Source organism: Bradyrhizobium sp. 17, assembly GCF_023073515.1.
In the GTDB taxonomy this organism is placed as follows: Bacteria; Pseudomonadota; Alphaproteobacteria; order Rhizobiales; family Xanthobacteraceae; genus Bradyrhizobium; species Bradyrhizobium canariense_D.
The window spans coordinates 84,109-107,383 of sequence record NZ_JADPJQ010000098.1; the positions used below are offsets into that span (position 1 = coordinate 84,109).

The 23,275-nt window shown below is 65.1% G+C and carries 21 protein-coding genes; 7 read left to right on the plus strand and 14 right to left on the minus strand.

The genetic code is table 11. The features are described 5' to 3' along the window. Nucleotides 1-46 precede the first annotated feature (46 nt). Nucleotides 47-1,384, plus strand: coding sequence for an argininosuccinate synthase (gene argG, locus IVB13_RS18180; RefSeq protein WP_018459769.1), 1,338 nt, complete (start codon nucleotides 47-49; stop codon nucleotides 1,382-1,384). Nucleotides 1,385-1,461: 77 nt separating this feature from the next. Here the strand turns inward: argG and IVB13_RS18185 are convergent, their stop codons facing one another. The 11 genes from IVB13_RS18185 to sdhC form a co-directional block, all read right to left on the minus strand. After that, on the minus strand, nucleotides 1,462-3,627 hold the full coding sequence (locus IVB13_RS18185) for an OmpA family protein (protein ID WP_247489937.1): 2,166 nt from the start codon (nucleotides 3,625-3,627) through the stop codon (nucleotides 1,462-1,464). A gap of 185 nt (nucleotides 3,628-3,812) precedes the next feature. After that, on the minus strand, nucleotides 3,813-4,055 hold the full coding sequence (locus IVB13_RS18190) for a hypothetical protein (protein ID WP_018459772.1): 243 nt from the start codon (nucleotides 4,053-4,055) through the stop codon (nucleotides 3,813-3,815). After that, complete coding sequence (locus IVB13_RS18195; RefSeq protein WP_018459773.1) at nucleotides 4,055-4,540, minus strand: pyridoxamine 5'-phosphate oxidase family protein; 486 nt, start codon at nucleotides 4,538-4,540, stop codon at nucleotides 4,055-4,057. The genes IVB13_RS18190 and IVB13_RS18195 overlap by 1 nt, the downstream gene beginning before the upstream one ends. Before the next feature lie 72 nt (nucleotides 4,541-4,612). Next, nucleotides 4,613-4,999: a VOC family protein gene (locus IVB13_RS18200; protein ID WP_007598770.1), complete on the minus strand. Its 387-nt coding sequence runs from the start codon at nucleotides 4,997-4,999 to the stop codon at nucleotides 4,613-4,615. Between the two features lie 22 nt (nucleotides 5,000-5,021). Continuing rightward, complete coding sequence (locus IVB13_RS18205) at nucleotides 5,022-5,846, minus strand: FkbM family methyltransferase (RefSeq protein ID WP_018459774.1); 825 nt, start codon at nucleotides 5,844-5,846, stop codon at nucleotides 5,022-5,024. Nucleotides 5,847-5,973: 127 nt separating this feature from the next. Continuing rightward, complete coding sequence (locus IVB13_RS18210; RefSeq protein WP_026233875.1) at nucleotides 5,974-7,929, minus strand: ABC transporter ATP-binding protein/permease; 1,956 nt, start codon at nucleotides 7,927-7,929, stop codon at nucleotides 5,974-5,976. A 53-nt stretch (nucleotides 7,930-7,982) separates the two neighbouring features. Next, entirely contained in the window at nucleotides 7,983-10,154 is a 2,172-nt protein-coding gene (locus IVB13_RS18215; RefSeq protein ID WP_247295784.1) for a hybrid sensor histidine kinase/response regulator, read from the minus strand. Nucleotides 10,155-10,343: 189 nt separating this feature from the next. Next, the gene (locus tag IVB13_RS18220) at nucleotides 10,344-11,126 is read right to left on the minus strand and encodes a succinate dehydrogenase iron-sulfur subunit (RefSeq protein WP_018459776.1); all 783 of its coding nucleotides are present in this window, start codon (nucleotides 11,124-11,126) and stop codon (nucleotides 10,344-10,346) included. A 42-nt stretch (nucleotides 11,127-11,168) separates the two neighbouring features. Beyond that, complete coding sequence (sdhA, locus tag IVB13_RS18225) at nucleotides 11,169-13,004, minus strand: succinate dehydrogenase flavoprotein subunit (protein WP_018459777.1); 1,836 nt, start codon at nucleotides 13,002-13,004, stop codon at nucleotides 11,169-11,171. Nucleotides 13,005-13,008: 4 nt separating this feature from the next. Continuing rightward, nucleotides 13,009-13,425: a succinate dehydrogenase, hydrophobic membrane anchor protein gene (gene sdhD / locus IVB13_RS18230; protein ID WP_007598776.1), complete on the minus strand. Its 417-nt coding sequence runs from the start codon at nucleotides 13,423-13,425 to the stop codon at nucleotides 13,009-13,011. Beyond that, the gene (gene sdhC, locus IVB13_RS18235) at nucleotides 13,422-13,820 is read right to left on the minus strand and encodes a succinate dehydrogenase, cytochrome b556 subunit (protein ID WP_018459778.1); all 399 of its coding nucleotides are present in this window, start codon (nucleotides 13,818-13,820) and stop codon (nucleotides 13,422-13,424) included. The genes sdhD and sdhC overlap by 4 nt, the downstream gene beginning before the upstream one ends. A 522-nt stretch (nucleotides 13,821-14,342) precedes the next feature. Here sdhC and IVB13_RS18240 point away from each other — a divergent pair. Further along, complete coding sequence (locus IVB13_RS18240) at nucleotides 14,343-15,203, plus strand: sulfite exporter TauE/SafE family protein (RefSeq protein WP_018459779.1); 861 nt, start codon at nucleotides 14,343-14,345, stop codon at nucleotides 15,201-15,203. Here IVB13_RS18240 and IVB13_RS18245 read toward each other — a convergent pair. Together IVB13_RS18245 and IVB13_RS18250 are read right to left on the minus strand one after the other, a co-directional pair. Then, a complete protein-coding gene (locus IVB13_RS18245; protein ID WP_204512880.1) occupies nucleotides 15,200-15,709 on the minus strand; it encodes a hypothetical protein in 510 nt (169 codons plus the stop codon). The genes IVB13_RS18240 and IVB13_RS18245 overlap by 4 nt on opposite strands. A gap of 28 nt (nucleotides 15,710-15,737) precedes the next feature. After that, nucleotides 15,738-17,267: a malonyl-CoA synthase gene (locus tag IVB13_RS18250; protein WP_018459781.1), complete on the minus strand. Its 1,530-nt coding sequence runs from the start codon at nucleotides 17,265-17,267 to the stop codon at nucleotides 15,738-15,740. Nucleotides 17,268-17,377: 110 nt separating this feature from the next. Between IVB13_RS18250 and IVB13_RS18255 the strand changes: the two genes are divergently transcribed. From IVB13_RS18255 to IVB13_RS18270, 4 genes are all read left to right on the plus strand, one after another. Continuing rightward, nucleotides 17,378-18,139, plus strand: a complete 762-nt coding sequence (locus IVB13_RS18255) for an SDR family NAD(P)-dependent oxidoreductase (RefSeq protein ID WP_018459782.1) — start codon at nucleotides 17,378-17,380, stop codon at nucleotides 18,137-18,139. Nucleotides 18,140-18,439: 300 nt separating this feature from the next. After that, a complete protein-coding gene (locus IVB13_RS18260; RefSeq protein WP_018459783.1) occupies nucleotides 18,440-18,994 on the plus strand; it encodes a fasciclin domain-containing protein in 555 nt (184 codons plus the stop codon). A gap of 183 nt (nucleotides 18,995-19,177) precedes the next feature. After that, entirely contained in the window at nucleotides 19,178-19,807 is a 630-nt protein-coding gene (locus tag IVB13_RS18265) for a cytochrome b/b6 domain-containing protein (RefSeq protein ID WP_018459784.1), read from the plus strand. 14 nt (nucleotides 19,808-19,821) lie between these two features. Further along, nucleotides 19,822-20,604 (plus strand): molybdopterin-dependent oxidoreductase, encoded by a 783-nt coding sequence (locus IVB13_RS18270; protein WP_204512876.1) that lies wholly within the window; start codon nucleotides 19,822-19,824, stop codon nucleotides 20,602-20,604. Between the two features lie 138 nt (nucleotides 20,605-20,742). Here the strand turns inward: IVB13_RS18270 and IVB13_RS18275 are convergent, their stop codons facing one another. Further along, nucleotides 20,743-21,933: a YbfB/YjiJ family MFS transporter gene (locus IVB13_RS18275; RefSeq protein WP_018459786.1), complete on the minus strand. Its 1,191-nt coding sequence runs from the start codon at nucleotides 21,931-21,933 to the stop codon at nucleotides 20,743-20,745. A gap of 132 nt (nucleotides 21,934-22,065) precedes the next feature. Between IVB13_RS18275 and leuB the strand changes: the two genes are divergently transcribed. Further along, entirely contained in the window at nucleotides 22,066-23,178 is a 1,113-nt protein-coding gene (leuB, locus tag IVB13_RS18280; RefSeq protein ID WP_018459787.1) for a 3-isopropylmalate dehydrogenase, read from the plus strand. The last annotated feature ends 97 nt before the right edge of the window (nucleotides 23,179-23,275 follow it).

Consider the following 23,275-nt stretch of genomic DNA (forward strand, 5'->3'; position numbering starts at 1 on the left):
CAACCCGTGAAACGACATCAGCCCTTCGAGACCGATTGGAAGCCCCATGACCACGATCCTGAAAAGCCTGCCCAAGGGGGAGAAAGTCGGCATCGCTTTTTCGGGCGGCCTCGATACCAGCGCGGCGCTGCTCTGGATGAAGCAGAAGGGCGCGCGCTGCTACGCCTATACCGCCAATCTCGGCCAGCCGGATGAGGCCGATTACAACGAGATCCCGCGCAAGGCGATGGAGTTCGGCGCGGAGAAAGCGCTGCTGGTCGATTGCCGCACGCAGCTCGTCCACGAAGGCATCGCCGCTATCCAGTCCGGCGCCTTTCATATCTCGACCGGCGGCATCACCTATTTCAACACCACGCCGCTCGGGCGCGCCGTCACCGGCACGATGCTGGTCGCGGCGATGAAGGAGGACGGCGTCAACATCTGGGGCGACGGCTCGACCTTCAAGGGCAACGACATCGAGCGCTTCTATCGCTACGGCCTCCTGACCAATCCGGGCCTGCGCATCTACAAGCCCTGGCTCGACCAGCAGTTCATTGACGAGCTCGGCGGCCGCGCCGAGATGTCGGCGTTCATGACGGCGCAGGGCTTTGCCTACAAGATGAGCGCCGAGAAGGCGTATTCGACCGACAGCAATCTGCTCGGCGCGACGCACGAGGCCAAGGATCTTGAAAGTCTCGACAGCGGCATCAAGATCGTCAACCCGATCATGGGCGTGCCGTTCTGGCGTGACGACTGCAACGTCAAGGCCGAGAAGGTTGTGGTGCGTTTCGAGGAAGGCCAGCCGGTCGCGCTGAACGGCCAGACCTTCTCTGATCCCGTCGCGCTGTTCCTCGAAGCTAACGCCATCGGCGGCCGCCACGGCCTCGGCATGAGCGACCAGATCGAGAACCGCATCATCGAGGCCAAGAGCCGCGGCATCTATGAAGCGCCCGGTATGGCGCTGCTGCACATCGCCTATGAGCGCCTCGTCACCGGCATCCACAACGAAGACACCATCGAGCAGTACCGCATCAGCGGCATGCGCCTCGGACGCCTGCTCTACCAGGGCCGCTGGTTCGATTCGCAGGCCCTGATGTTGCGCGAGACCGCGCAGCGCTGGGTCGCGCGCGCCGTCACCGGCGAGGTCTCGCTCGAGCTGCGCCGTGGCAACGACTACTCGATCCTCAACACCGAAAGCCCGAACCTCACCTATGCGCCGGAGCGGCTCAGCATGGAGAAGGTCGAGGACGCGGCGTTCACGCCGGCCGATCGCATCGGTCAGCTCACCATGCGCAACCTCGACATCAACGATACCCGCGCCAAGCTGAAGCTCTACAGCGACACGGGCCTGCTCTCGGGCAGCGAAGGCTCGCAGATCTTCCGGCTGGAGAGCGACAAGAGCTGACACGCTCCATCCGGGCTACGAAACAAAACAAAAAATGGCCGGGATTGCTCCCGGCCATTTTGCATTTGTGTGTCGCCTCAGCGCGGCGGCGCGGTGCCGGGCGGGGGCGGCGGCAGCGAGGCCTGGCCGCCGTTGAGCAACGGCGTGATGTTGCGGACGGTGACGCGCCGGTTGATCGCGCTCGGTCCTTGCGTCTGCTCCTTCAGGTACTGCTCGCCATAGCCTTGCGACGTCAGGTTTTCAGACGGCACACCGAATTGCTGGGTCAGCAATTCGGCCGCGGACTGCGCACGACGGTCCGACAATGACAAATTGTCGACGTCGTTGCCGACCGCGTCGGTGTGACCTTCGATCAGGAACACCACGCGCGGGTTGGCCTGGATCGCACGGTTGAGACCGTCCGCGATCGACTGCAGCTTCGCCGCCTGGTCCGGTGGGATGGTCCACGATCCGGTCTCGAAGTTGATCGTGTTGAGGTCGATGCTCGGCATTTGCATGCGAACATTCGGGCTGTAGCGGATCTCGTCGAGCGTGTAGCGACGGTTGATCCGCTGCACCGGCGGCGCCACCATCGTCTCGTAGATCACGTCCGGCGAGGCCTCCTGGGCGTCGACGATATAGCGATCGTAGGGCATGTTGACGACGGGCGGCGGCGCGTCGACATAGAAACCGCCGACCGACTGCGGATCGCGGTAGCTGTTGTCGATGATGACGAGCTCGCGCCCGGCCGGGTCCCTGCGGATTCGCCGCAGCAGCCGACCGTCCTGACCTACAACGGTAATGATCTCGCTGCCGTCGGGACGGATCACCACGGTGCGGGTATCGGCGCCGACAGTTTCGGTGCGGATGTCGCGGGCGCCATAGCGGAAGCGATAGAGATCGTTGCCGCGGACGTAGGTCTGCCCACCCGGATCGCGGATGATGATGCGGTCCGGCTCGGTGTAGACGGTGCGGCCGCCTTCGACCGACTCGCGGCGCTGGTTGCGGTAGTCGGCGATGGTGGCGCCGATCACGGCACCGGCGACGACACCTGCACCGATCGCGAGCGGCGTCAGGTCACGCTGCGGCGGACGCGGCGGTGGCGGCAGGGGCGTGGTCGTCGTGGGCGCGGCGCGGAACGCCGGCGCAACCGTGGGCGCCGCGTATTGCGCCCTGTTGGGCGGCGGGGTCGCAGCCGCCGAGCCCGGCACGGTGCTCGGTGCAGCGGCGCCGGCGGGGGGAGCCGGCGGCCGGGGCGGGGCGCCTGCCTGCGGCTGGGTCGGCGGAGCTCCGGCAGCGGGTGCACCAGCAGGAGGCGCACCACCCTGGCGTCCAGGGGGCGGTGTCACGGCGCCACCGGGGGCCGGCGTCGTTGTCGGAGCCGGAGTTGCACTAGGCGCAGGAGGCGAACCTGGACGGCCGGGCGGCGGCGTCGGAGTGCCACCGGGAGTCGGCGTGGCCGTCGGCGCGGGCGTGGCGCCTGGAGCAGGTGACCCTGCAGCCGGGGGCGCACCAGGACGTCCGCCGGGAGGCGGCGTACCGGGGCGGCCAGTCGGCGGCGTGCCCGGCGTGCTGCCTGGAGCCGGCGTCGCGGTCGGCGCAGGAGTCGCCGTCGGTGACGGTGTGGCTGCAGGTGCAGCCGGAGCACCCGGTCGCGCGGTCGGAGCGGCCGGCGCAGGCGACGGTGTTGCCGTGGGCGCCGGCGCTGGGCGTCCCTGCGGAGTTGCTGCCGCAGGCGGCGTCGGTGCGTGCTGCGGAGCCGCGGCGGACGGCGGTGCTGGCGGCGGGGGAGCCGGGCGCGCGGAAGGCGGTGCCGGAGGCGGCGGTGTCGGCGCGTGCTGTTGCGGAGCCGCAGCCGGGGGCGGCGCAGGTTGCTTCGGGGCGGCGGGCGGCGGTGGGGGCGGCGGCGGTGCCGGACGGGCCACAGGTGGCGGCGGCGGCGGTGCCGGACGGGCCGCAGGTGGTGGCGGGGGCGGTGGCGGCGCTGCTGGGCGCGGCGGTGCCGCAGCCGGCGGAGGCGCTGCCGGCGGATGGGGAGGTGCAGCTGCGGGCGGCGGTGCGGCCGGGCGCGCGGGCGCCGCAGGCGGCGCGGCCGCTGGTGGTCCCTTCGGCGGCTGCTTCGGTTTTCCGTCAGGGCCGGTCTCTTGTGGCTGCGCCTGCGCGACGACAAGCGGCGGCGCGCCTTGTGCATGCGATGCGGAGCTTGCGAATTGCATCGCGGTCAGAGCCGTGGTGGCAAGCAGCACGAAACGAAGGTTGGTCATGTGGTGAACTTCCCCGGAAGGTTCTTTGACGAAGTGTTCGGATGAACAGCTACGCGTTAGGCCGGATTGTGGCGGACGAAGCGGACGCGGCCCGATTTATTTCTGCACGCAAATCACCTCACTATGGTGACGTTCATTGCGCATTCAGACGCAGGTTGCAATTGCCTCGGATCTGATGCGTCGCCTCATGCGCGATCCCGCGGCGGACTTGCATCCGTCGCGGGATTCGGCGTGAGCGGTCCGTTCGGTCCGCGTGATGGAATCTCTTCAGGCATGCGGCCCGGCAATTCGTCGGGCGGCGCTGGCGAGCCGGGCTCGCGCACCGGCGGTGCGATTTCAGGCTGCGGATTGCTCGGCGGAATCCCCGGCGGCGGTTCGGTGGGCGTACCGGGCGTCGACGGCGGTATCTCGGGCGGCTCGATCGGCATTACATAGAGACCTTGCGGTTGTCGCCGAGATCGGGGCGCGTGTTCGTCACCGCCGCGGCCGCCATCTTCACATAGGAAATCACGGTGCCGGGCGAGTCCCAGAACTCGGCATCGTCAGGCGTGACCTTGAGCACGCGGATGTTCGGATCTTCCGCAGAGTCCCACCACGCCTTGGCCGGCGTCGAGAACAGCTCCTTGATCTTGGCACGGTCATTGGAGATCATTGCGGTGCCCGTCAGCGACACGTATTTCTGGCTGCCGGCATCTGCGAACGACAGGTTGATGGACGGATTGCGCGCGATCTCCTCGTCCTTGTGACGCCGCGCGTCGGTGAGGAAATAAATCGTGTTCGCGTTGCGGTCGAGATAGGCGCTCATCGGCCGCGCGCGGAGCTTGTCGCCATCGCGCGTCACCAGCATCGCGAATCCGATCGTCTTCATCAGATCCCATACGCGGTCGACGTCGCGGGCATTGTCGTTGGCCATGTCGTGCTCCTTCTTGCAAGGGACGACAACGGCGCGCGCGGAACGAGGTTCCGGCCGAAGGATGGAACTTATCTATTCCGGCGCGTGGCAAACCGCCTCGATGTTGTGTCCATCAGGGTCGAGCACGAAGGCGCCGTAATAGGTCGGATGGTAATGCGCCCGGATGCCCGGCGGCCCGTTGTCGCGCCCGCCCGCTGCAATCGCCGCCTTGTAGAACGCGTCCACCGTGGCGCGGTCCTTCGCCAGAATCGCGACATGCACCGGCTTGTTCAGCGCGCCCTCGCCGCCGATCCAGAAATCCGGCTTGCCGTCGGCGCCGAAGCCGGCGGCTGGATCGTGTCCGGTCTGCTCCTGCGTGACCTCCATGATCAGGCTGTAGCCGAGCGGCGCCAATGCCTTGGCGTAGAACGCCTTGGCGCGCTCATAGTCGGAGACCGGGAAGCCCATATGGTCGATCATTCGTAACATCCGTTGTTCGTCGTCAGCGCGACAGGAACGTATTGCTCCGCGTCTTGCGCGCAACCACGAAACCGCGCGCGACCATGTCGGCGATACAATCGTCCCGCCATTCCTTTTGCGACAAATGCTCGATTACCACCGCGCGCGGCCATAGCAATTGCGGCGCGTCGCGGAAGAAGCCGATCAAAACGCGATCCTCGAAGCCCTCGACGTCGATCTTCAGCGCGTCCACCTTGGTGACGCCGGCCTCGCCGAGAATGCGCGTCAACCGCAGCGAGGGCACCTTGATCGCCTCGGCGCTGGCCGTGCCGGTGACGACATGCGTGGCACCGAGATTGTCGCCGCCGCTCTCGATCATCAGCTCGCCGTCGCTGTCGCCGGCGGCCGCCTGCACCAGGCGCACCTGCGTCGCTTTCGACGCGGCCTGGTTGAACGACAGCCGTCCAAACGTCATCGGATGCGGCTCGATGGCGATCACTTTGCCTGATGGCCCGACCTGTCGCGCCATCACCAGCGCGAAGGTGCCGACATTGGCGCCGACGTCGACGAACACGCCGCCCTCCGGGGTGTGCTGGCGCAGGAAGTCGAGCTCGTCGAGATTGTAATCGGGATTGAACAGCGCGCCGCGCTCGGTGGCGCTGCCCTGGTGATAGAAGCGGAACGATGCGCCCTGGTATTGCACGTCGATGGGACCACCGCGCAGCAGGTTCACCAATCGCGACAGCCAGGGCCGGAACGCGCCGCGCTTCAGCCCCGATTGTGTCGCGAGGCGAATGATCGCGGCCTGCGCCGCGTTCGGCGCAAACGCGCCGAACGGCGCGGACGAAGGGGCATTATCGGTCGCCAAGTCAAAGTCCTCGTTGCAAGCGGCGCATGCATAGCCGGTTTTGCCGGGGACTCCAACGCTCGATCCGGGCAACAATCTCTGGGTCGTCCCGGCCTTCGCCGGGACGACGAAGAAAAGAGACCGCCCCTCACGCCGCCTTTTTCGGCGCCTTGCGCTGGCGCAGGAAGCGGCCGAGCAGCTTGCGCTTGCCCTTGCGCGGGATCAGGTCGATATCGCTGACGAGTTTTGCGCCGCCCTTGCGGCGCTCCAGCACGATCTTGCGGCTGTGGAAGGCTTCCAGCTCGACACGATGCGCGACGCTGACGATGGTGGCCTTCGGCAGTTCGTCGGTGATCATCTTCATCATCTTGTCCTGGCTCTTCTCGTCGAGCGCCGAGGTCGCCTCGTCGAGCACGACGATATCCGGGTTGTGCAGCAACAACCGCGCGAAGGCGAGGCGCTGCTTCTCGCCGCCGGACAGCGTCTGGTCCCAGGGTGCTTCTTCCTCGATCTTCTCCTTGAGATGGTCGAGGCCGACCTTGTGCAGGGCCTCGCCGATCTCCTCGACCGTCCAGTCGTCTTCCGCGCCGGGATAGGCGACGGCACGACGCAAGGAGCCCGACGGCACGTAGGGTCGCTGTGGCAGCATGAACAGCCGCCGGTCGGGATGGAAATTGACGCTGCCGCCACCCCATGGCCAGAGCCCGGCGATGGCGCGCACCAGCGTGCTCTTGCCGGTGCCGGATTCGCCGGCCACCAGCAGCCGCTCGCCACGCTCGATCACCACCTCGGTCTCGCCGACCACGGCGGTGCCGTCATCGAGCGTGACGGAGAGATCCTTCAGCTCCAGCATGGCGTCATTGCTGGTCTCGCCGCGCTTGATGCGGCCGAAGCCGTCGCCCAGCTCGGCGCGCTCGAGGCCGTCGAGCGACATCATCAGCGAGGCGATGCGGCGAGCGCAGGCATTCCAGTCGGCGAGCCGCGGATAATTGTCGACCAACCAGCCGAACGCGCTCTGCACGATGGTGAAGGCGGAAGCCGCCTGCATCACCTGACCCAGCGTCATGCTGCCGTCGAGGAATTTCGGCGCGCACAGCAGAAGCGGCACGACCGGCGCAACGAGGCTCGATCCCTGCGACACCAGCGTGGTGCGCATGTGCTGACCCGCGAGCCGCGCCCATTGCCGCAGCACGTTGGTGAAATTGCGGTCGATGCCGTCGCGCTCCTCCTCCTCGCCGCCGAGCAGCGCGATGCTCTCGCCGTTCTCGCGCACGCGCGTCAGCGTGTAGCGGAAATCGGCCTCAGCCTGGTTCTTGTCCTCGGAGACCTGCACGAATTGGCGGCCGATCACCAGGATCGAGCCCGATGCGATTCCCGCATAGAGCATCGCGGCGATCACCAGGAAGCCGGGAATGGTCACCGACGATCCCGCAAGGGTGACGGTGAGCGCGCCGCCGATCGTCCAGAGCACGACGATGAAGGTCACGGCCGACAGCAGCGCGGACGTCACGCCGGCGAGAAAATCCACCGGAGAATCGGTCGCGACGCGCAGATCCTCCGCGATCCGGTATTCCGGATTCTTGTGGTCGCCGCTGACGAGATTGAGCTGGTAATAGCGGCCGTTGCCAAGCCAGCGCGTCAGCACGCTTGCCGTCAGCCACGCCCGCCAGCGCCGCTGGATGCCCATGCGCGCGAACACTTGTGCCACGCCGAGCACGATGCTGCCGATCGCGAGCGGGAAGAATACCGCGGTGAGATGGAAGACGGTGGACGCCTCGCGCTTCTCGATCGCGTCGAAGATCGCCCGATTCCAGACATTGATGCCGTATTGGAAGCCGACGGTGAGGACGATCAGCAGGCCGAGGCCGACGGAGTAGAGCCACGCAAGCCGGTCGCCGTTGCCGCCCCAGAAGCCGCGCGCGCTGATCCAGAAGCGGGTGAGGAGATAGTCCTTGCGGGCCTGCTCGGCCTCTTCAGGCGACAGCTCCGGGTCGGGCTCGACCAGCTCGGGCGGCGGCGGAGCCACTTCCCCGCCGGTCTCGCCGATGATTTCGACGATGGGCGGCTTCTTGCCCGATTCGCGTTTTCTGACCGGCTTTTGCATGGCCGGATAACGCAAGCTAAATCAAAAGGTTCCCGTAGGTTCCGGGCGTCAGCTCACTCGGCGGCGCCGTCGCGCACCCGGCGCCGCGCGACCCGGTGCAGCACGCGCGATAGCTGATCGATCGCGTAGGGCTTCTGCACGAGCTCGAAATCGACCTTGCCGTCCTGGGACAGCGCCTCGCTGTAGCCGGTGGTCAGCACGACCGGCACGCCGATGCCGCGGTCGCGGACCGCCTGCGCGAGATCGAGCCCGGTCATGCCGGGCATCACGATGTCCGAGAAAACGACATCGAAGCGATCGGCATCCATGACCAGCTCGGCGAGTGCATCGGTTGCGTTGTCGATCAGCGTGACGCTGTAGCCGAGCTCGGTGAGGCCGTCGGCCGCGAAATTGGCGAGTTCGATATTGTCCTCGACCAGCAGCACCGACATGCCGCTGCCGGCCACGGCCGGGGCCGTATTCGGTGCCTGCCGCTGCGGCAGCAAATCCGGCGCCACGCGCGGCAGGTAGAGCGAGAAGGTGCTGCCGTGGCCGACCTCGCTGGTGACTGTCACCTCGCCGCCGGACTGCCGGGCGAAGCCGAACACCTGCGATAGGCCGAGACCGGTGCCGTGGCCGATCTGCTTGGTGGTGAAGAACGGTTCGAAGATGCGCTCGAGCCGCGTAGCCGGAATGCCGATGCCGGTGTCGCTGACGGCAATGCCGACGAAACCGTGTTTGCCAGCAAGGTCACGGCCGCCTGAAAGATCAGGGTTGCCCGAGACGGGAGCCCGCGTGTCCGCAATGGTCGCCGCGGCCTCGACGTTGAAGACGATCCTGCCCTTGCCGTGCATGGCATCGCGCGCATTGGTCGCCATGTTGATCAACGCCGTCTCGAACTGGCTTGCATCGGCATTGACGAGGCAGGGCTCGGCCGGCAGCCGCATCGCGATTTCGATCGCGGGTCCGAGCAGCGTCGCGAGCATGTCGTGCAGCGACTGCAACCGCGCGCCGACGTCGAACACCTCCGGCTTCAAGGTCTGGCGGCGCGCGAAGGCGAGCAGCTGCGATGTCAGCTTGGCTGCGCGCCCGACCGCGTCTGCGATGGCCGTGATGTAGCGCTGGCGCCGCTCCTCGCTCAGCTGCGGCCGGTTCAGCAGGTCAACGGAGGCGCGAATCACGGTCAGGAGGTTGTTGAAGTCGTGCGCGACGCCGCCGGTGAGCTGGCCGAGCGCCTCAAGGCGCTGGCTGTGCTTGAGCGCCTCCTCGGCTTCGCGCCGCGCGGCGGCCTCGGCCTGGAGATGCTGGGTGCGCCGGAACGCGAACGCCAGCAGCAGAAACAGCAGCGCGGTGGCGGGAATGCCGAACACCAGATGCTGGCCCATGGTGGCGAACCAGCGCGCGCGGATCGCCGAGGTCTCCAACCCCGCGCTGACATAGATCGGGTATTCGGCGATGCGTCGGTAGCCGATGCGGCGCTCGACCTCGTCCCATGGCCAGGCAATGGTGATGAGGCCATGCTCGGGGTGAGCTGCGATGCTGCGGCCGACCGGCCCGTTAGGATCGAGCCTGAGGTCGCGATCCAGCCGCGGAAGATGCGCCAGCACCACGCCGTCGGTGCGTCCCATGGCGAGGAAGCTGCCAGGGTCGGAGCCGATCCGGGCATAAAAGCTCTCGAAATATTCCGGGAGGACAGAGGCCTGGATCACGCCGATGAAGCTGCCGTCGTCGGAGCCGCGGCGGCGGCTGACCCCGAAGAAGCGCGCGCCCTGATAGGGCTGGCGCGGCGTCAGGGGAACACCGATGTAGCTGCCGATGGTCTGGTCGACATGGGCGGCAAAGTAGTCGCGGTCCGCAAAGCTCTGCGCCGGCGGCGGCGAGGCCAGGCTGTTGACCAGCGACTTTCCGTCCGCATCGAAGATCCATGCCGATTTGAGCTGCGGCAGCGAATCGGAGAGTTGCTTCAGGCGGCGGTGCAGGGCCGGCTCGCGCGAGCGGATGATGTCGTCGGGCATGCCGCGCACCACCTCGTTGATCTCGGCGAGGCTGCGGTCGATGGTCTCGAACACCTTGAGCGCATGCTCATGCGCGACATCGAGGGTGCGCTCGATCTCGCGGTCGGCGATATCTTTCGTCGAGGTGTAGGAGATCGAGGCGGCGATCGCGAACAGCGCAATCGGCAGCGCCAGGGACGCAGCCATCATCCACTGCAGCAATCTCAGCGAATTGCGTTGTGCGCCCTGCACGGTCGCTCCGGTCCCACGCCGGAGAGCTTACTTGAATTTCGCGCCGGGAAGGAAGCGGCTTGTGGCGGGAACCAGAGGTTGCAATCCGCCTGCTTGCGCGCGCAGGGGTGCAGGCAAAATCTACTCGAACACCTGCCCGTCGTAGAATGCCCCGGCCGTTCCGGCCGGGGATCGCAGCATGAATGACGCCTAGATCTGGCGCTCGACCATCTTGAGCTTGAGCTCGGCGATGGCTTCCGCCGGGTTGAGGCCCTTCGGGCAGGCCTTGGCGCAGTTCATGATGGTGTGGCAGCGATAGAGGCGGAACGGGTCCTCGAGATTGTCGAGCCGCTCGCCGGTCGCCTCATCCCGCGAATCCGATACCCAGCGGTTGGCCTGGAGCAGCGCGGCGGGACCGAGGTAGCGCTCGCTGTTCCACCAATAGCTCGGGCAAGAGGTCGAGCAGCAGGCGCAGAGGATGCATTCATAGAGGCCGTCGAGCTTCTCGCGGTCTTCGTGGCTCTGCTTCCATTCCTTCTGCGGCGTCGGCGAGGTCGTCTTTAGCCACGGCTCGACCGAAGCGTATTGTGCATAGAAATTGGTGAGGTCGGGGATGAGGTCCTTCACGACAGGCTGGTGCGGCAGCGGATTGATCTTCACCGCGCCGTCCTTCACGTCGTGCATCGAGCGGGTACAGGCCAGGGTGTTCTGGCCGTCGATGTTCATCGCGCAGGAGCCGCAGACGCCTTCGCGGCAGGAGCGGCGGAAGGTCAGCGACGGGTCGATGTTGTTCTTGATCCAGATCAGGCCGTCCAGCACCATCGGCCCGCAATCATGGGTGTCGACGTAATAGGTGTCGACGCTGGGAGTCTTGCCGTCGTCCGGATTCCAGCGATAGACGCGGAATTCACGGACCTCAGTCGCGCCCGCGGGCTTCGGCCAGGTCTTGCCGCCTGATATCTTGGAGTTCTTCGGAAGTGCGAATTCAACCATTTCGATAAAGCTTTCGCTGTTCGCTCAGTACACGCGCGCCGTTTAGTAAACGCGAGCTTTGGGCGGGATGTACTGGACGTCGTTGGTCATGGTGTAGTCGTGAACGGGGCGGTACTCGATCTTGACCTTGCCGGAATCTTCCAGCCAGGCCAGCGTGTGCTTCATCCAGTTCTTGTCGTCGCGCTCGGAGAAGTCCTCGCGGGCATGCGCGCCACGGCTCTCGGTGCGGTTGGCGGCCGAGTTCATCGTCACCACCGCCTGCGAGATCAGATTGTCGAATTCGAGCGTCTCGATCAGGTCGGAATTCCACACCAGCGAGCGGTCGGATACGGCGATGTCGATGATGCCGCTATGGACCTTCTCGATCAGGTTCTGGCCTTCGCTCAGGATGTCGCCGGTGCGGAACACCGCGCAATTGTTCTGCATCACGTGCTGCATGCCTTCGCGCAGCTTCGCGGTCGGCGTGCCGCCGGAGGCGTAGCGGTAGTGGTCGAGCCGGCCGAGCGCCAGGTCGGACGAATTCGCCGGCAATTCCGGCTGGCTGGCGTTCGGCGTGAGCTTCTCGGCGAGGCGCAGCGCCGCGGCGCGTCCGAACACGACGAGGTCGATCAGCGAGTTGGAGCCGAGGCGGTTGGCGCCGTGCACGGAGACGCAGGCGGCCTCGCCGATCGCCATCAGGCCGGGGATGATGGCGTTGTCGTCGCCGTCCTTCTTGGTCAGGACTTCGCCGTGATAGTTCGTCGGGATGCCGCCCATGTTGTAATGCACGGTCGGCACAATTGGGATCGGCTCGCGCGTCACGTCGACATTGGCGAAGATCTTTGCGGATTCCGAGATGCCCGGCAGGCGTTCGGCCAGCACCGCGGGATCGAGATGGTCGAGATGAAGGAAGATGTGGTCCTTCTTCTTGCCGACACCGCGACCTTCGCGAATCTCGATGGTCATCGCGCGCGAGACGACGTCACGCGAGGCCAGATCCTTGGCGGAGGGCGCATAGCGCTCCATGAAGCGCTCGCCCTCGGAGTTGACGAGATAGCCGCCTTCGCCGCGCGCGCCTTCGGTGACGAGACAGCCCGAACCGTAGATGCCGGTCGGGTGGAACTGCACGAACTCCATGTCCTGCATCGGCAGACCGGCGCGCAGCACCATGCCGCCGCCGTCGCCGGTGCAGGTGTGCGCCGAGGTGCAGGATGCATAGGCGCGGCCATAGCCGCCGGTGGCGAGGATCACGGTCTGGGCGCGGAAGCGGTGCAGCGTGCCGTCATCGAGCTTGAGCGCGATAACGCCGCGGCAGGTGCCCTGGTCGTCCATGATCAGGTCGATGGCAAAGAACTCGATGAAGAACTCGGCCGCGTGACGCAGCGACTGGCCGTACATCGTGTGCAGCATGGCGTGGCCGGTGCGGTCGGCGGCGGCGCAGGTGCGCTGCGCCTGGCCCTTGCCGTAGTCCATGGTCATGCCGCCGAACGGGCGCTGGTAGATCTTGCCGTCTTCGGTGCGCGAGAACGGCACGCCCCAATGCTCGAGCTCGTAGACCGCCTCGGGCGCGTTGCGCACCATGTATTCGATCGCGTCCTGGTCGCCCAGCCAGTCCGACCCCTTCACGGTGTCGTACATGTGCCAGCGCCAGTCGTCCTTGTGCATGTTGCCGAGGGACGCCGAGATGCCGCCCTGCGCCGCGACGGTGTGCGAGCGGGTCGGAAACACTTTGGTGATGCAGGCGGTACGAAGACCGGCTTCGCTGCAGCCGACCACGGCGCGCAGGCCTGCGCCGCCGGCGCCGACCACGACGACATCATAGGTGTGATCTTCGATCGGATAGGCTTTGCCGTTGGTGGCGGGAGCGCCGTTGCCCTTGCCATTGGTCTCTGTGGCCATGGGTTTAGACTCCGGAGGAAAGTTTCAGGATCGCGTAGGTCGAGGCGAGCGCCACGGCGAACGAGAAGAAGTTGTTGAGCATGATCGAGATGAGCTTCAGCTTCTCGTTATGGATGTAGTCCTCGATCACGACCTGCATGCCGATCTTCATGTGCCAGGCGCTGGCGAAGATGAAGAGCAGCAGGATCACCGCGATCGGCAGCGAGCCGAGAATCTGTGCGGCGCCGGCCTGGTTGCGGCCGAGCAGCATCATCACGATCACGATCACGGGGATCATCAGCAGCGTCATGGCGACGCCGGTGATGCGCTGGCGCCAGAAATCGGAGGTGCCCGAATGCGCCGCGCCGAGATTGCGCACGCGGCCGAGCGGGGTGCGCATGGAGGAGCCCTTCGGGGCGCCGTGGGATTCGTCGAAACTCATCGTCCGCCTCCGATCGCGTAGGCGATGATCCAAATGAGGACCGTGAGCACGATGCCGCCGATCAGGGCGCCCCAGGTCAACGCTTCGCGCTCATTGGCCTTGAAGCCGTAGCCGAGGTCCCAGACGAAATGCCGGATGCCGCTGAGCATGTGGTGCATCAGCGCCCAGGTGTAGCCGAACACGATCAGGCGGCCGATGATGCTGCCGGTGAAGGCTTGGACGTGGCTATAGGCGGCGGGGCCGGAGGCCGCCGCAATCAGCCACCAGGCCAGCAGCAGCGTTCCGGCGTAGAGGGCAATTCCGGTGGCGCGATGGACGATGGAAAGCGCCATCGTCAGGGTCCAGCGGTAGGTCTGAATGTGCGGCGAAAGCGGTCGTTCGATCCGTGCGGTCATGGGCTTCAATTGCTTTATTGCGGCCCAGCATGGGGCGCGCGGGGATCGCGAAAGGTCGGCTCTATTTACGGAGTCGATTTCACCTGCGCAATCACCAAATCGCCATAAACCGAACTTGAGTTCAGCTCTAGGCCCTTGATGTAACAAGGCCAATCGGAGACTTGGTATACCAGAGGGGTGGCGCACCGGCTAAAGATAGAATATAAATTCACCTCTTGTAATGAGACCCGAGACGCATTGAAATTACTATTGGAACGGCTCCAAGCCGCTGCGGGCCGGCCAGGGTTCGAGCCAGTCAGTTCATGACGTTCGAACCGGTAGGGATGGTCGGCAAGCAATCTCCAAGTTCCGCGAAGCGCGCCGATTTTTCGCGAGACGGGCGGATATGCGCAGTCCGCATCCCACCCCGGACCGGAGATGCGGCGGTCGACCCGACAAATCAGATCGCCTAGAGCATTGCGGGCAGCCGTTTCCGAGCGATGCATCGGAGAAGTTGCGACCCATCGCCGGGGCAGGTCAGGGGTGATTGCAGGACTTGATATCAAGGAGATCGCCGAACTCGCGCTGCTGCTGATCGCAACCGGCGCGCTCTCCGGATTTTTGGCCGGCGTGTTCGGCATCGGCGGCGGCGCGATTCTGGTGCCGGTGTTCTACGAGTGCTTCCGCATCGCCGGTGTGCCGCTCGAGGTGCGCATGCCGCTCTGCATCGGCACTTCGCTCGCTGTCATCATTCCGACCTCGATCCGTTCGTTCCAGGCGCACTACAGGCGCGGCGCCGTCGATCTTGCGATCCTCCGGGTCTGGTGGCTGCCGATCCTGATCGGCGTCGTCGCCGGCAGCGTGGTCGCGCGTTACGCGCCGGAGCGACTGTTCAAGATCGTGTTCGTCGCCGTCGCTTGGTCGGCCGCGGTACGGCTGATCTTCGCGCGCGAGAGCTGGAAGCTCGGCGATGATCTGCCGAAGGGCCCCTTGATGCGGATCTACGGCTTCTGCGTCGGCATTTTGTCGACGTTGATGGGCATCGGCGGTGGCCTGTTCTCGAACCTGCTGATGACGTTCTACGGCCGCCCGATCCACCAGGCAGTGGCGACATCGTCGGCGCTCGCGGTCTTGATCTCGATCCCCGGCGCGCTCGGCTACATCTATGCCGGTTGGCCTGCGGCGGTGAGCTACCCGGCCGTTGCAGCCCTGCAGGTCCCGTTCGCGCTCGGTTACGTCTCGCTGATCGGCGCGGTCCTGGTGATGCCAATGAGCCTTGTGACGGCACCGCTCGGTGTGAAGGCTGCGCATGCAATGTCGAAGCGGACGCTGGAAGTCGCGTTCGGGTGCTATCTGTTCATCGTCGGCAGCAGGTTTGTGATGAGCCTGGTGGGTGGGCACTAATTGACGGACCGGTCCTTCAATCTCACTTCGCTGTGGCCCCACATTTGAAGATTGCCTTGCGCCTCCAGGAGGTCGGCCTCAACCAACGCCTGAATGCGGGCCGCAAAGACCTCAAAATCGACGGGAGCCGCTAGCGCTTCTTCCTTTTCGACCCTCTCAACCGCGCAGTACAGGACCATTGCGAACTTCTGCCATCGCGACTTCATGACAGAGAAAATGACGCGATCCAAATCGGTCTCCAGCACAGAGGACGGAAGTGAAACGTCTTCCCACCGGAGTGTGCTGTCGATGGTGGCAGGCCGTCCCGGCGGTTCAAGATCCGGAAATCGCTTGTAGATCAATCGCAGAAGCTTGAATTGCAAATGGAAAACCGCCGTTACGAGCGGATCTGCAAACAGCTTTCGGCCGTCATCGCCAACATCGACGATCGCGGCCTCCGCTCGCCGGAATGCTGCGGCGGCATCGAGCAGGTGCTTGTGTATCTTCTTAGCTTGCTCTCGGTTCATGTCCCCCCAGCCCGGAGCAGTTGCGCCCCTATTTCTTCGCGTAAAGATCCTTGTACGTATCCCGCAGCACGTTCTTCTGCACCTTGCCCATGGTGTTGCGCGGCAGCTCGTCGACCACGAAGACCCGCTTGGGCATCTTGAACTTGGCCAGCCGGCCGTCGAGCGCCTTCAGCACCGCGGCCTCGGTCACATCGGCGCCCTTGTTGCAGACCAGCACCGCCGTGACGCCCTCGCCGAAATCAGCGTGGGGCACGCCGATCACGGCGGATTCGATCACGCCGGGCATGGCGTCGATCTCGCTCTCGATTTCCTTCGGGTAGACATTGAAGCCGCCGGAGATCACGAGATCCTTGCCGCGGCCGAGAATATGGACGTAACCCTTGGCGTCGATCTTGCCGAGGTCGCCGGTGATGAAGAAGCCGTCGTCGCGGAATTCCGCCTTGGTCTTCTCCGGCATGCGCCAATAGCCCTTGAACACGTTCGGGCCCTTGACCTCGATCATGCCGATTTCGTCACGGGGCAGCTCCTTGCCGGTCTCGGGATCGGTGACGCGTACGGACACGCCGGGGAGCGGAAAGCCGACCGCGCCGGGCACGCGCTCGCCGTCATAGGGATTCGACGTGTTCATGTTGGTCTCGGTCATGCCGTAGCGCTCGAGCACCGCGTGCCCCGTGCGCGCCGACCATTCGCGATGGGTTTCGGCGAGCAGCGGCGCCGAGCCCGAGACGAACAGCCGCATGTGCTTTGTGGTTTCGCGCGACAGCGCAGCGTTCTGGAGCAGACGGGTATAGAACGTCGGCACGCCCATCAGCACCGTGGCACGCGCCATCAGCTTGATGATCAGATCCGGGTCGAGCTTCGGCAGGAAGATCATCGATGCCCGCGCAAACAGCGTCACGTTGGTCGCCACGAACAGGCCGTGGGTGTGGTAGATCGGCAGTGCGTGGATCAGCACGTCCTTGTCGGTGAAGCGCCAGAAGCCGACGAGCGAGAGCGAGTTCGACGCCAGATTGTCGTGGGTCAACATCGCGCCCTTGGAGCGGCCGGTGGTGCCGGACGTGTAGAGGATCGCGGCGAGATCGTCGTTTGCGCGCGCCACCGTGGTGAATTCGCTGCTCGTCTTGTCGGCGGCGTCCGTCAGCGAGCCCTTGCCGTCAGGCCCGAGCGTCTCGACTTTGGCCTTCACCTTGGCGGCGATGGGGGCGAGGCCCTCCGCCTTGGCGGGATCGCAGACCACCAGCGAGGGCTCGGCATCGCCGATGAAGTAGTCGAGCTCGTTGAGCGTATAGGCGGTGTTGAGCGGCAGATAGACTGCGCCGGCCCGCACCGTGGCCAAATACAGCACGATGTTGGTCACGGACTTCTCGACCTGCACCGCAACGCGGTCGCCGGGCTTCACGCCGCGCGCGACCAGCACATTGGCCATCTGTCCGGCCCGGGCGATCAGATCACCATAGCTGATGCGGACCCCGTCATGCGTCTCGATCGCGAGGCGCTTCGGATCGTCGAGGCCGTCGAACAGGCGGGAAAACAGATTGGCGTTGGCAGCTTGGTTCATGCAAGATTTCCTCGACCGCAAGGCTTGACCGCAACGATCGTCAGAGGCCGGTCAAAACCGAGGGCTGGATTAGCAAAAACCGCCCCGATGAAGCAACGGAGACAGTTTGCATGACCAAAAACGGGAAACGCGTGGCCTGGGTGACAGGCGGGGGCAGCGGGATCGGGGAGGCCGGCGCCGAGGCGCTGGCGGCCGACGGCTGGACGGTGGTGGTTTCGGGCCGGCGCAAGGACGCCCTGGATACCGTGGTCGCGAAGATCGCCCAGACGGGCGGGGCCGCCGAGGCCATCGCGCTGGACGTGTCGGTCGCCGCCGCGGCCCAGAAGGCGGCTGATCAAATCGTTGCGAAGCACGGCCGGATCGACCTGCTGGTGAACAATGCCGGCATCAATGTCCCTAAGCGGAGCTGGAAGGACATGGAACTGGAGGGCTGGGACCAGCTGGTCCAGGTCAATCTCAACGGCGTGCTCTATTGCATGCGCGCGGTGCTGCCGACGATGCGCAAGCAGCAGGACGGCTCCATCATCAACGTCTCGTCCTGGGCCGGCCGCCACGTCTCGAAAATGCCGGGCCCGGCCTACACCACGACCAAGCATGCGGTGCTGGCGCTGACGCATTCCTTCAACATGGACGAATGCGTCAACGGCTTGCGCGCCTGCTGCCTGATGCCGGGCGAGGTGGCGACCCCGATCCTGAAGCTGCGCCCGGTGGTACCGAGCGAGGAGGAGCAGGCCAGGATGCTGCAATCCGAAGATCTCGGCCGCACCATCGCGTTCATCGCGAGCATGCCGGCGCGGGTGTGCATCAATGAACTGCTGATCAGCCCGACGCATAATCGCGGGTTTATCCAGACGCCGCACAACAGGGATTGAGCGGCAGGTAGATCGTCGAGGCGCGTCATTGCGAGCGAAGCGAAGCAATCCAGCGGTGCATCCGCGGTGGCAGCCTGGATCGCTTCGTCGCTTCGCTCCTCGCAATGACGCCCCCCACGGAGAACCACGCACTTAGTTTCACCCATCACAAAGAAGTTTTGTTCGAAACCGCTTCGCAAACGCTCCCGTAGTTCGAGCCAACGACGGCGCTGCTGCTTCACACTCGCAGGTCGCAGCCACTGTTGTTGCCCAACTCGAACGCCGGCAATCGCCGGTCACAATCCAATCGGGAGACCCTCCATGTCGAAGCGTATTGCCTATCTCACCGCTGCGGCCTTCAGCGCGCTGGCCATCACCGCGACCGTCGTCGCGCCCGCCCGCGCCGAGGAAAAGACCGTCATGGTCGGCGGCGCCGCGATGTTCCCGTCCAAGAACATCGTCCAGAACGCCGTCAACTCGAAGGACCACACCACGCTGGTGGCGGCGGTGAAGGCGGCCGGCCTGGTGCCGACGCTGGAAGGCAAGGGTCCGTTCACGGTGTTCGCGCCGACCAACGCCGCCTTCGGCAAGCTGCCGGCCGGCACCGTCGACACTCTGGTGAAGCCCGAGAACAAGGCGACGCTGACCAAGATCCTCACCTACCATGTCGTGCCCGGCAAGCTCGAGGCGTCCGACCTCACCGACGGCAAGAAGATGAAGACCGCCGAAGGCGAGGAGCTGACGGTGAAGAAGCAGGACGGCAAGGTCTGGATCCTCGACGCCAAGGGCGGTACCTCGATGGTGACGATCTCCAATGTCAACCAGTCGAACGGTGTAATCCATGTGGTCGACACCGTGCTGATGCCGGCGACGTAAACACCGCGCCGTCCGGCTTCATCCCCGAACCGGATGCGACGAAATGGCGAGCCGGGGGTACCCGGCTCGCTTTATTGTGACCACGATAGCCAGCCGACATGGATTCGATGCCGAACAGGGCGTAACGAAAGCGGAAGCATCGGCGTATAATTGCTGTCAGACGATGTTCAGGACGGAACCGCCATGTCGAGCCTCACAGTCACCGACGAGCAGGTCAGCGCCACCCCGGCCAAAGTGATCCAGCCGGCCTGGGTCCGGGTCATGCACTGGATCAACGCTTTCGCCATGATCCTGATGATCCTGTCGGGTTGGCAGATCTACAACGCCTCGCCGCTGTTCGGTTTCAGCTTTCCGCGCGAGTACACGCTCGGCGGCTGGCTCGGTGGCGGCCTGCTCTGGCACTTTGCGGCGATGTGGCTGTTGATGATCAACGGCCTTGCCTATCTCGTCACCGGCCTTGCCACCGGCCGCTTCCGGAAAAAACTGCTGCCGATCACCCCATCCGGCGTGCTCCACGACGTCAGGGCTGCGCTGACCTTCAAGCTCGGCCATGCCGATCTCTCCGTCTACAATTACGTCCAGCGCGTGCTCTATGCCGGCATCATATTGATCGGCGTGATCATCGTGCTGTCGGGGCTGGGAATGTGGAAACCGGTGCAACTGCACTGGCTCGTGTCCCTGTTCGGCGACTATCCGACCGCGCGCTACATCCATTTCTTCTGCATGGCCGCGATCTGCGCCTTCCTGGTCATTCATGTTTTACTCGCGCTGCTGGTGCCGAAGAGCCTGCGCGCGATGATCATCGGCCGTTGAGTGGAGAGAGAGTCATGGCGAAGCGCTCATTCCTGATCCCGGGCGTCGACAAGCGGCTGCTGATCAAGGATTCCATCAAGACGATGCCAGAGGTCAGCCGCCGCCGCTTCATCGCGGGCGGCGCAAGCCTCGGGGCGCTGACGCTGCTCACCGGCTGCGACGTGATCGACTCGTCCTCCGCGGAGGAGATGCTGAAGTCGGTTTCGAAATTCAACGATGCCGTGCAGGATTTCATCTTCAATCCCGACGCGCTGGCGCCGACGTTTCCCGAGAGCGCGATCACAAAACCGTTTCCGTTCAACGCCTATTACGATCTCGACGACGCGCCCGATGTCGACGGTGCCGACTGGAAGCTCGAAGTCCGCGGTCTCGTCGAGAACAAGAAGTCGTGGACGCTTCCCGAGCTGTACAAGCTGCCGCAGGCTACGCAGATCACCCGTCACATCTGCGTCGAGGGCTGGAGCGCGATCGGCAGCTGGACCGGTACACCCATGCGCGACTTCCTTAAGCTGATCGGCGCCGACACCCGCGCAAAGTATGTCTGGTTCCAGTGCGCCGACAAGGACGGCTACAATTCTCCGCTCGACATGCGCACCGCGCTGCATCCGCAGACCCAGATGACGTTCAAATATGCGGGCGAAATCCTGCCGCGCGCCTACGGCTTCCCGATGAAGATCCGCGTGCCGACCAAGCTCGGCTTCAAGAACCCGAAATACGTGGTGTCGATGGAAGTCACCAACGACTACAAGGGCGGCTATTGGGAAGACCAGGGGTACAATTCGTTCAGCGGAAGCTAGCTGTTGTCGTCCCGGCGAAGGCCGGGGCCCATACCGCGAGGTCTATCGATTTTCGCTAGATGCCAATCCCGAACGACCAGTCTTCCCCAAAATGCTCCCTGTGGTTATGGGTCCCGGCCTTCGCCGGGACGACACTTGTTATGAGGCCGGCTCCACTTTCCGCTGGCACAGCGCGGCAACCGCGCCCAGCGCCAGCAGCGCCGCCGACACATTCAGCGCGTAACTCAAGCTCCCCAGCGCGTCCGTGATCGCGCCGACCACGATCGGGCCCAGCGTCTGGCCGACGCCGAACGAGATCGTCATCGCCGCGATCGCGGTCGGCCACACCTCGGGCGGATAGTTGAAGCGCACGAAGGCGGTGGTCGAGCCGACTACGGCGAAGAAGGCGACGCCGAACACGATCGCCGAGACCGCGAGCCATGCCGGCGAATGCCCGAGCATCGGCAGGGCGGCGCCGAGCGCGTTGGTGCCGAGGATGATGGCGGTGGCAAGACCACCGCGATCGAGCGCGAGCACGCGGCGCCAGGCCCACGGCGTGACGAAGGCGCTCAAGCCAATCAGGCTCCAGAACGCGGCCTGCGCTGCGGCCCCGCCGCCGCCGTCGCGCACATAGGCGATCATGAAGGTCATGTAGGCGATGTAACCCGCGCCAAACAGGAAGTAGCCGGCGAGGTAGATCAGCACCGGAAAAATGGCGAAGGCGCCGTGGCCGCCTTGCGAGAAACGCACGCCGCTCTCGATGCGGACCAGGAACAGCGGCACGGTCATGACGACAGACAGCAGCGTCATCGCCCACCACACGATCCACCACGAGCCCGGCCCGAAATATTGCAGCGTGAACGGGGCGATCAGGCCCGAGGCGAGAATGCCGATGCCGGGTCCGGCATAGAACAGGCTCAGCAGGAAATTGGCCCGCTCCGGGCGCGACTGCGCAATGGAAGCGGCCAGCGCGCCGCCGGCGACGAAACCGGCCGCGGCGCCAACGCCCAGCACGAGACGGGCCAGGCTCAGCGCAACGAAGTTCCCGGTCAGCGCGCAAGTCGCAAGCGCGGCGACGCAGGCCAGGGTTCCGCCACGGATCGCGGCCGACCAGCCGACCCGTTCGATCAACCGGGATGCCACAAGCGCGCCCGCGAGGTAGCCGACGGCGTTGATGGTGTTCATGAAACCGGCCGCCGAGTAGGACCAGCCGAGGTCCTCCCGCATGTCGGGCAGCACCAGCGAATAGGCGAAGCGGCCGATACCCAGCCCAACCGTCGCAGCCAGCGACAGGGTCAGGATCAGCCGCGCGGGATGGGCGTCGGGCGGGGGACGTTCAGGGGCGTGCAAATGGGTACTCCGGCATGCGCAGTGTGGCAGGCCCTGCCCGCGTTGCACAGAACCGAAGCGGCAATGGTGTCTTGCCAAGCACGCAACGCCGCTCTAGCACTCCGGCCGAAATCGACCTCAGAGGAAACGACCATGGCGACCCACAAACTGCTGCTGCTTCCCGGCGACGGTATCGGCCCCGAGGTGATGGGCGAGGTGAAGCGGCTGATCGACTGGCTCAGTTCGGCGGGGATCGCCAAGTTCGAGACCGACACCGGCCTCGTTGGCGGTTCGGCCTATGACGCACACAAGGTGTCGATCTCGGAAGGCGACATGGCCAAGGCCAAGGAGGCCGACGCCATCATCTTCGGTGCGGTCGGCGGTCCCAAATGGGACGCGGTGCCCTACGAGGTGCGCCCCGAAGCCGGCCTACTGCGCCTGCGCAAGGATCTCGGTCTGTTCGCCAACCTCCGTCCCGCGGTCTGCTACCCGGCGCTGGCGGAGGCCTCCAGCCTGAAGCGCGAGGCGGTCGAGGGCCTCGACATCATGATCGTGCGCGAACTCACCGGCGGCGTCTATTTCGGCGAGCCCAAGACCATCACCGATCTCGGCAACGGCCAGAAGCGCGCCATCGATACCCAGGTCTACGACACCTATGAGATCGAGCGCATCGGCCGCGTCGCCTTCGAGCTTGCGAAGAAGCGCAAGAACAAGGTGACGTCGATGGAGAAGCGCAACGTCATGAAGTCGGGCGTGCTCTGGAATGAGGTCATGACCCAGGTCCACAAGCGCGAATATCCCGACGTCACGCTCGAGCATCAGCTCGCCGATTCCGGCGGCATGATGCTGGTGAAATGGCCGAAGCAGTTCGACGTCATCGTCACCGACAATCTGTTCGGCGACATGCTGTCCGACATTGCTGCGATGTTGACGGGATCGCTCGGCATGCTGCCCTCGGCCTCGCTCGGCGAGGTCGACGTCAAGAGCAAGAAGCGCAAGGCGCTGTACGAGCCCGTGCACGGCTCGGCGCCTGATATCGCAGGCCAGGGCCTCGCCAATCCGATCGCGATGATCTCGTCCTTCGGCATGGCGCTGCGCTACTCCTTCGACATGGGCGCGCTCGCCGACAAGGTCGACGCCGCGATCGCCGCGGTGCTGGCCAGCGGCCTGCGCACCGCCGACATCAAGTCGGAAGGCACCACTGCCGCCTCGACCACGCAGATGGGCGAAGCGATCTTGAAGGAATTGCAGAAGCTGCACGCTTAGAGCCGTAGCCCGGATGGAGCGAAGCGAAATCCGGCGTTCTTCCCGCGTGTCGAAAATCCCGGATTGCGCTTCGCTCCATCCGGGCTACACGACAAAC

What these genes read in the sequence shown, in the direction of transcription:
- IVB13_RS18210 (WP_026233875.1), bottom strand. Translation starts at nt 7,929, where the DNA reads ATGCAAAAGCCGGTCAGAAAACGCGAATCGGGCAAGAAGCCGCCCATC.
- IVB13_RS18185 (WP_247489937.1), bottom strand. Translation starts at nt 3,627, where the DNA reads ATGACCAACCTTCGTTTCGTGCTGCTTGCCACCACGGCTCTGACCGCG.
- IVB13_RS18250 (WP_018459781.1), bottom strand. Translation starts at nt 17,267, where the DNA reads ATGAACCAAGCTGCCAACGCCAATCTGTTTTCCCGCCTGTTCGACGGC.
- IVB13_RS18195 (WP_018459773.1), bottom strand. Translation starts at nt 4,540, where the DNA reads ATGGCCAACGACAATGCCCGCGACGTCGACCGCGTATGGGATCTGATG.
- sdhA (WP_018459777.1), bottom strand. Translation starts at nt 13,004, where the DNA reads ATGGCCACAGAGACCAATGGCAAGGGCAACGGCGCTCCCGCCACCAAC.
- sdhC (WP_018459778.1), bottom strand. Translation starts at nt 13,820, where the DNA reads ATGACCGCACGGATCGAACGACCGCTTTCGCCGCACATTCAGACCTAC.
- IVB13_RS18270 (WP_204512876.1), top strand. Translation starts at nt 19,822, where the DNA reads ATGGCGAAGCGCTCATTCCTGATCCCGGGCGTCGACAAGCGGCTGCTG.
- IVB13_RS18220 (WP_018459776.1), bottom strand. Translation starts at nt 11,126, where the DNA reads ATGGTTGAATTCGCACTTCCGAAGAACTCCAAGATATCAGGCGGCAAG.
- sdhD (WP_007598776.1), bottom strand. Translation starts at nt 13,425, where the DNA reads ATGAGTTTCGACGAATCCCACGGCGCCCCGAAGGGCTCCTCCATGCGC.
- argG (WP_018459769.1), top strand. Translation starts at nt 47, where the DNA reads ATGACCACGATCCTGAAAAGCCTGCCCAAGGGGGAGAAAGTCGGCATC.
- IVB13_RS18260 (WP_018459783.1), top strand. Translation starts at nt 18,440, where the DNA reads ATGTCGAAGCGTATTGCCTATCTCACCGCTGCGGCCTTCAGCGCGCTG.
- IVB13_RS18255 (WP_018459782.1), top strand. Translation starts at nt 17,378, where the DNA reads ATGACCAAAAACGGGAAACGCGTGGCCTGGGTGACAGGCGGGGGCAGC.
- leuB (WP_018459787.1), top strand. Translation starts at nt 22,066, where the DNA reads ATGGCGACCCACAAACTGCTGCTGCTTCCCGGCGACGGTATCGGCCCC.
- IVB13_RS18245 (WP_204512880.1), bottom strand. Translation starts at nt 15,709, where the DNA reads ATGAACCGAGAGCAAGCTAAGAAGATACACAAGCACCTGCTCGATGCC.
- IVB13_RS18190 (WP_018459772.1), bottom strand. Translation starts at nt 4,055, where the DNA reads ATGCCGATCGAGCCGCCCGAGATACCGCCGTCGACGCCCGGTACGCCC.
- IVB13_RS18200 (WP_007598770.1), bottom strand. Translation starts at nt 4,999, where the DNA reads ATGATCGACCATATGGGCTTCCCGGTCTCCGACTATGAGCGCGCCAAG.
- IVB13_RS18265 (WP_018459784.1), top strand. Translation starts at nt 19,178, where the DNA reads ATGTCGAGCCTCACAGTCACCGACGAGCAGGTCAGCGCCACCCCGGCC.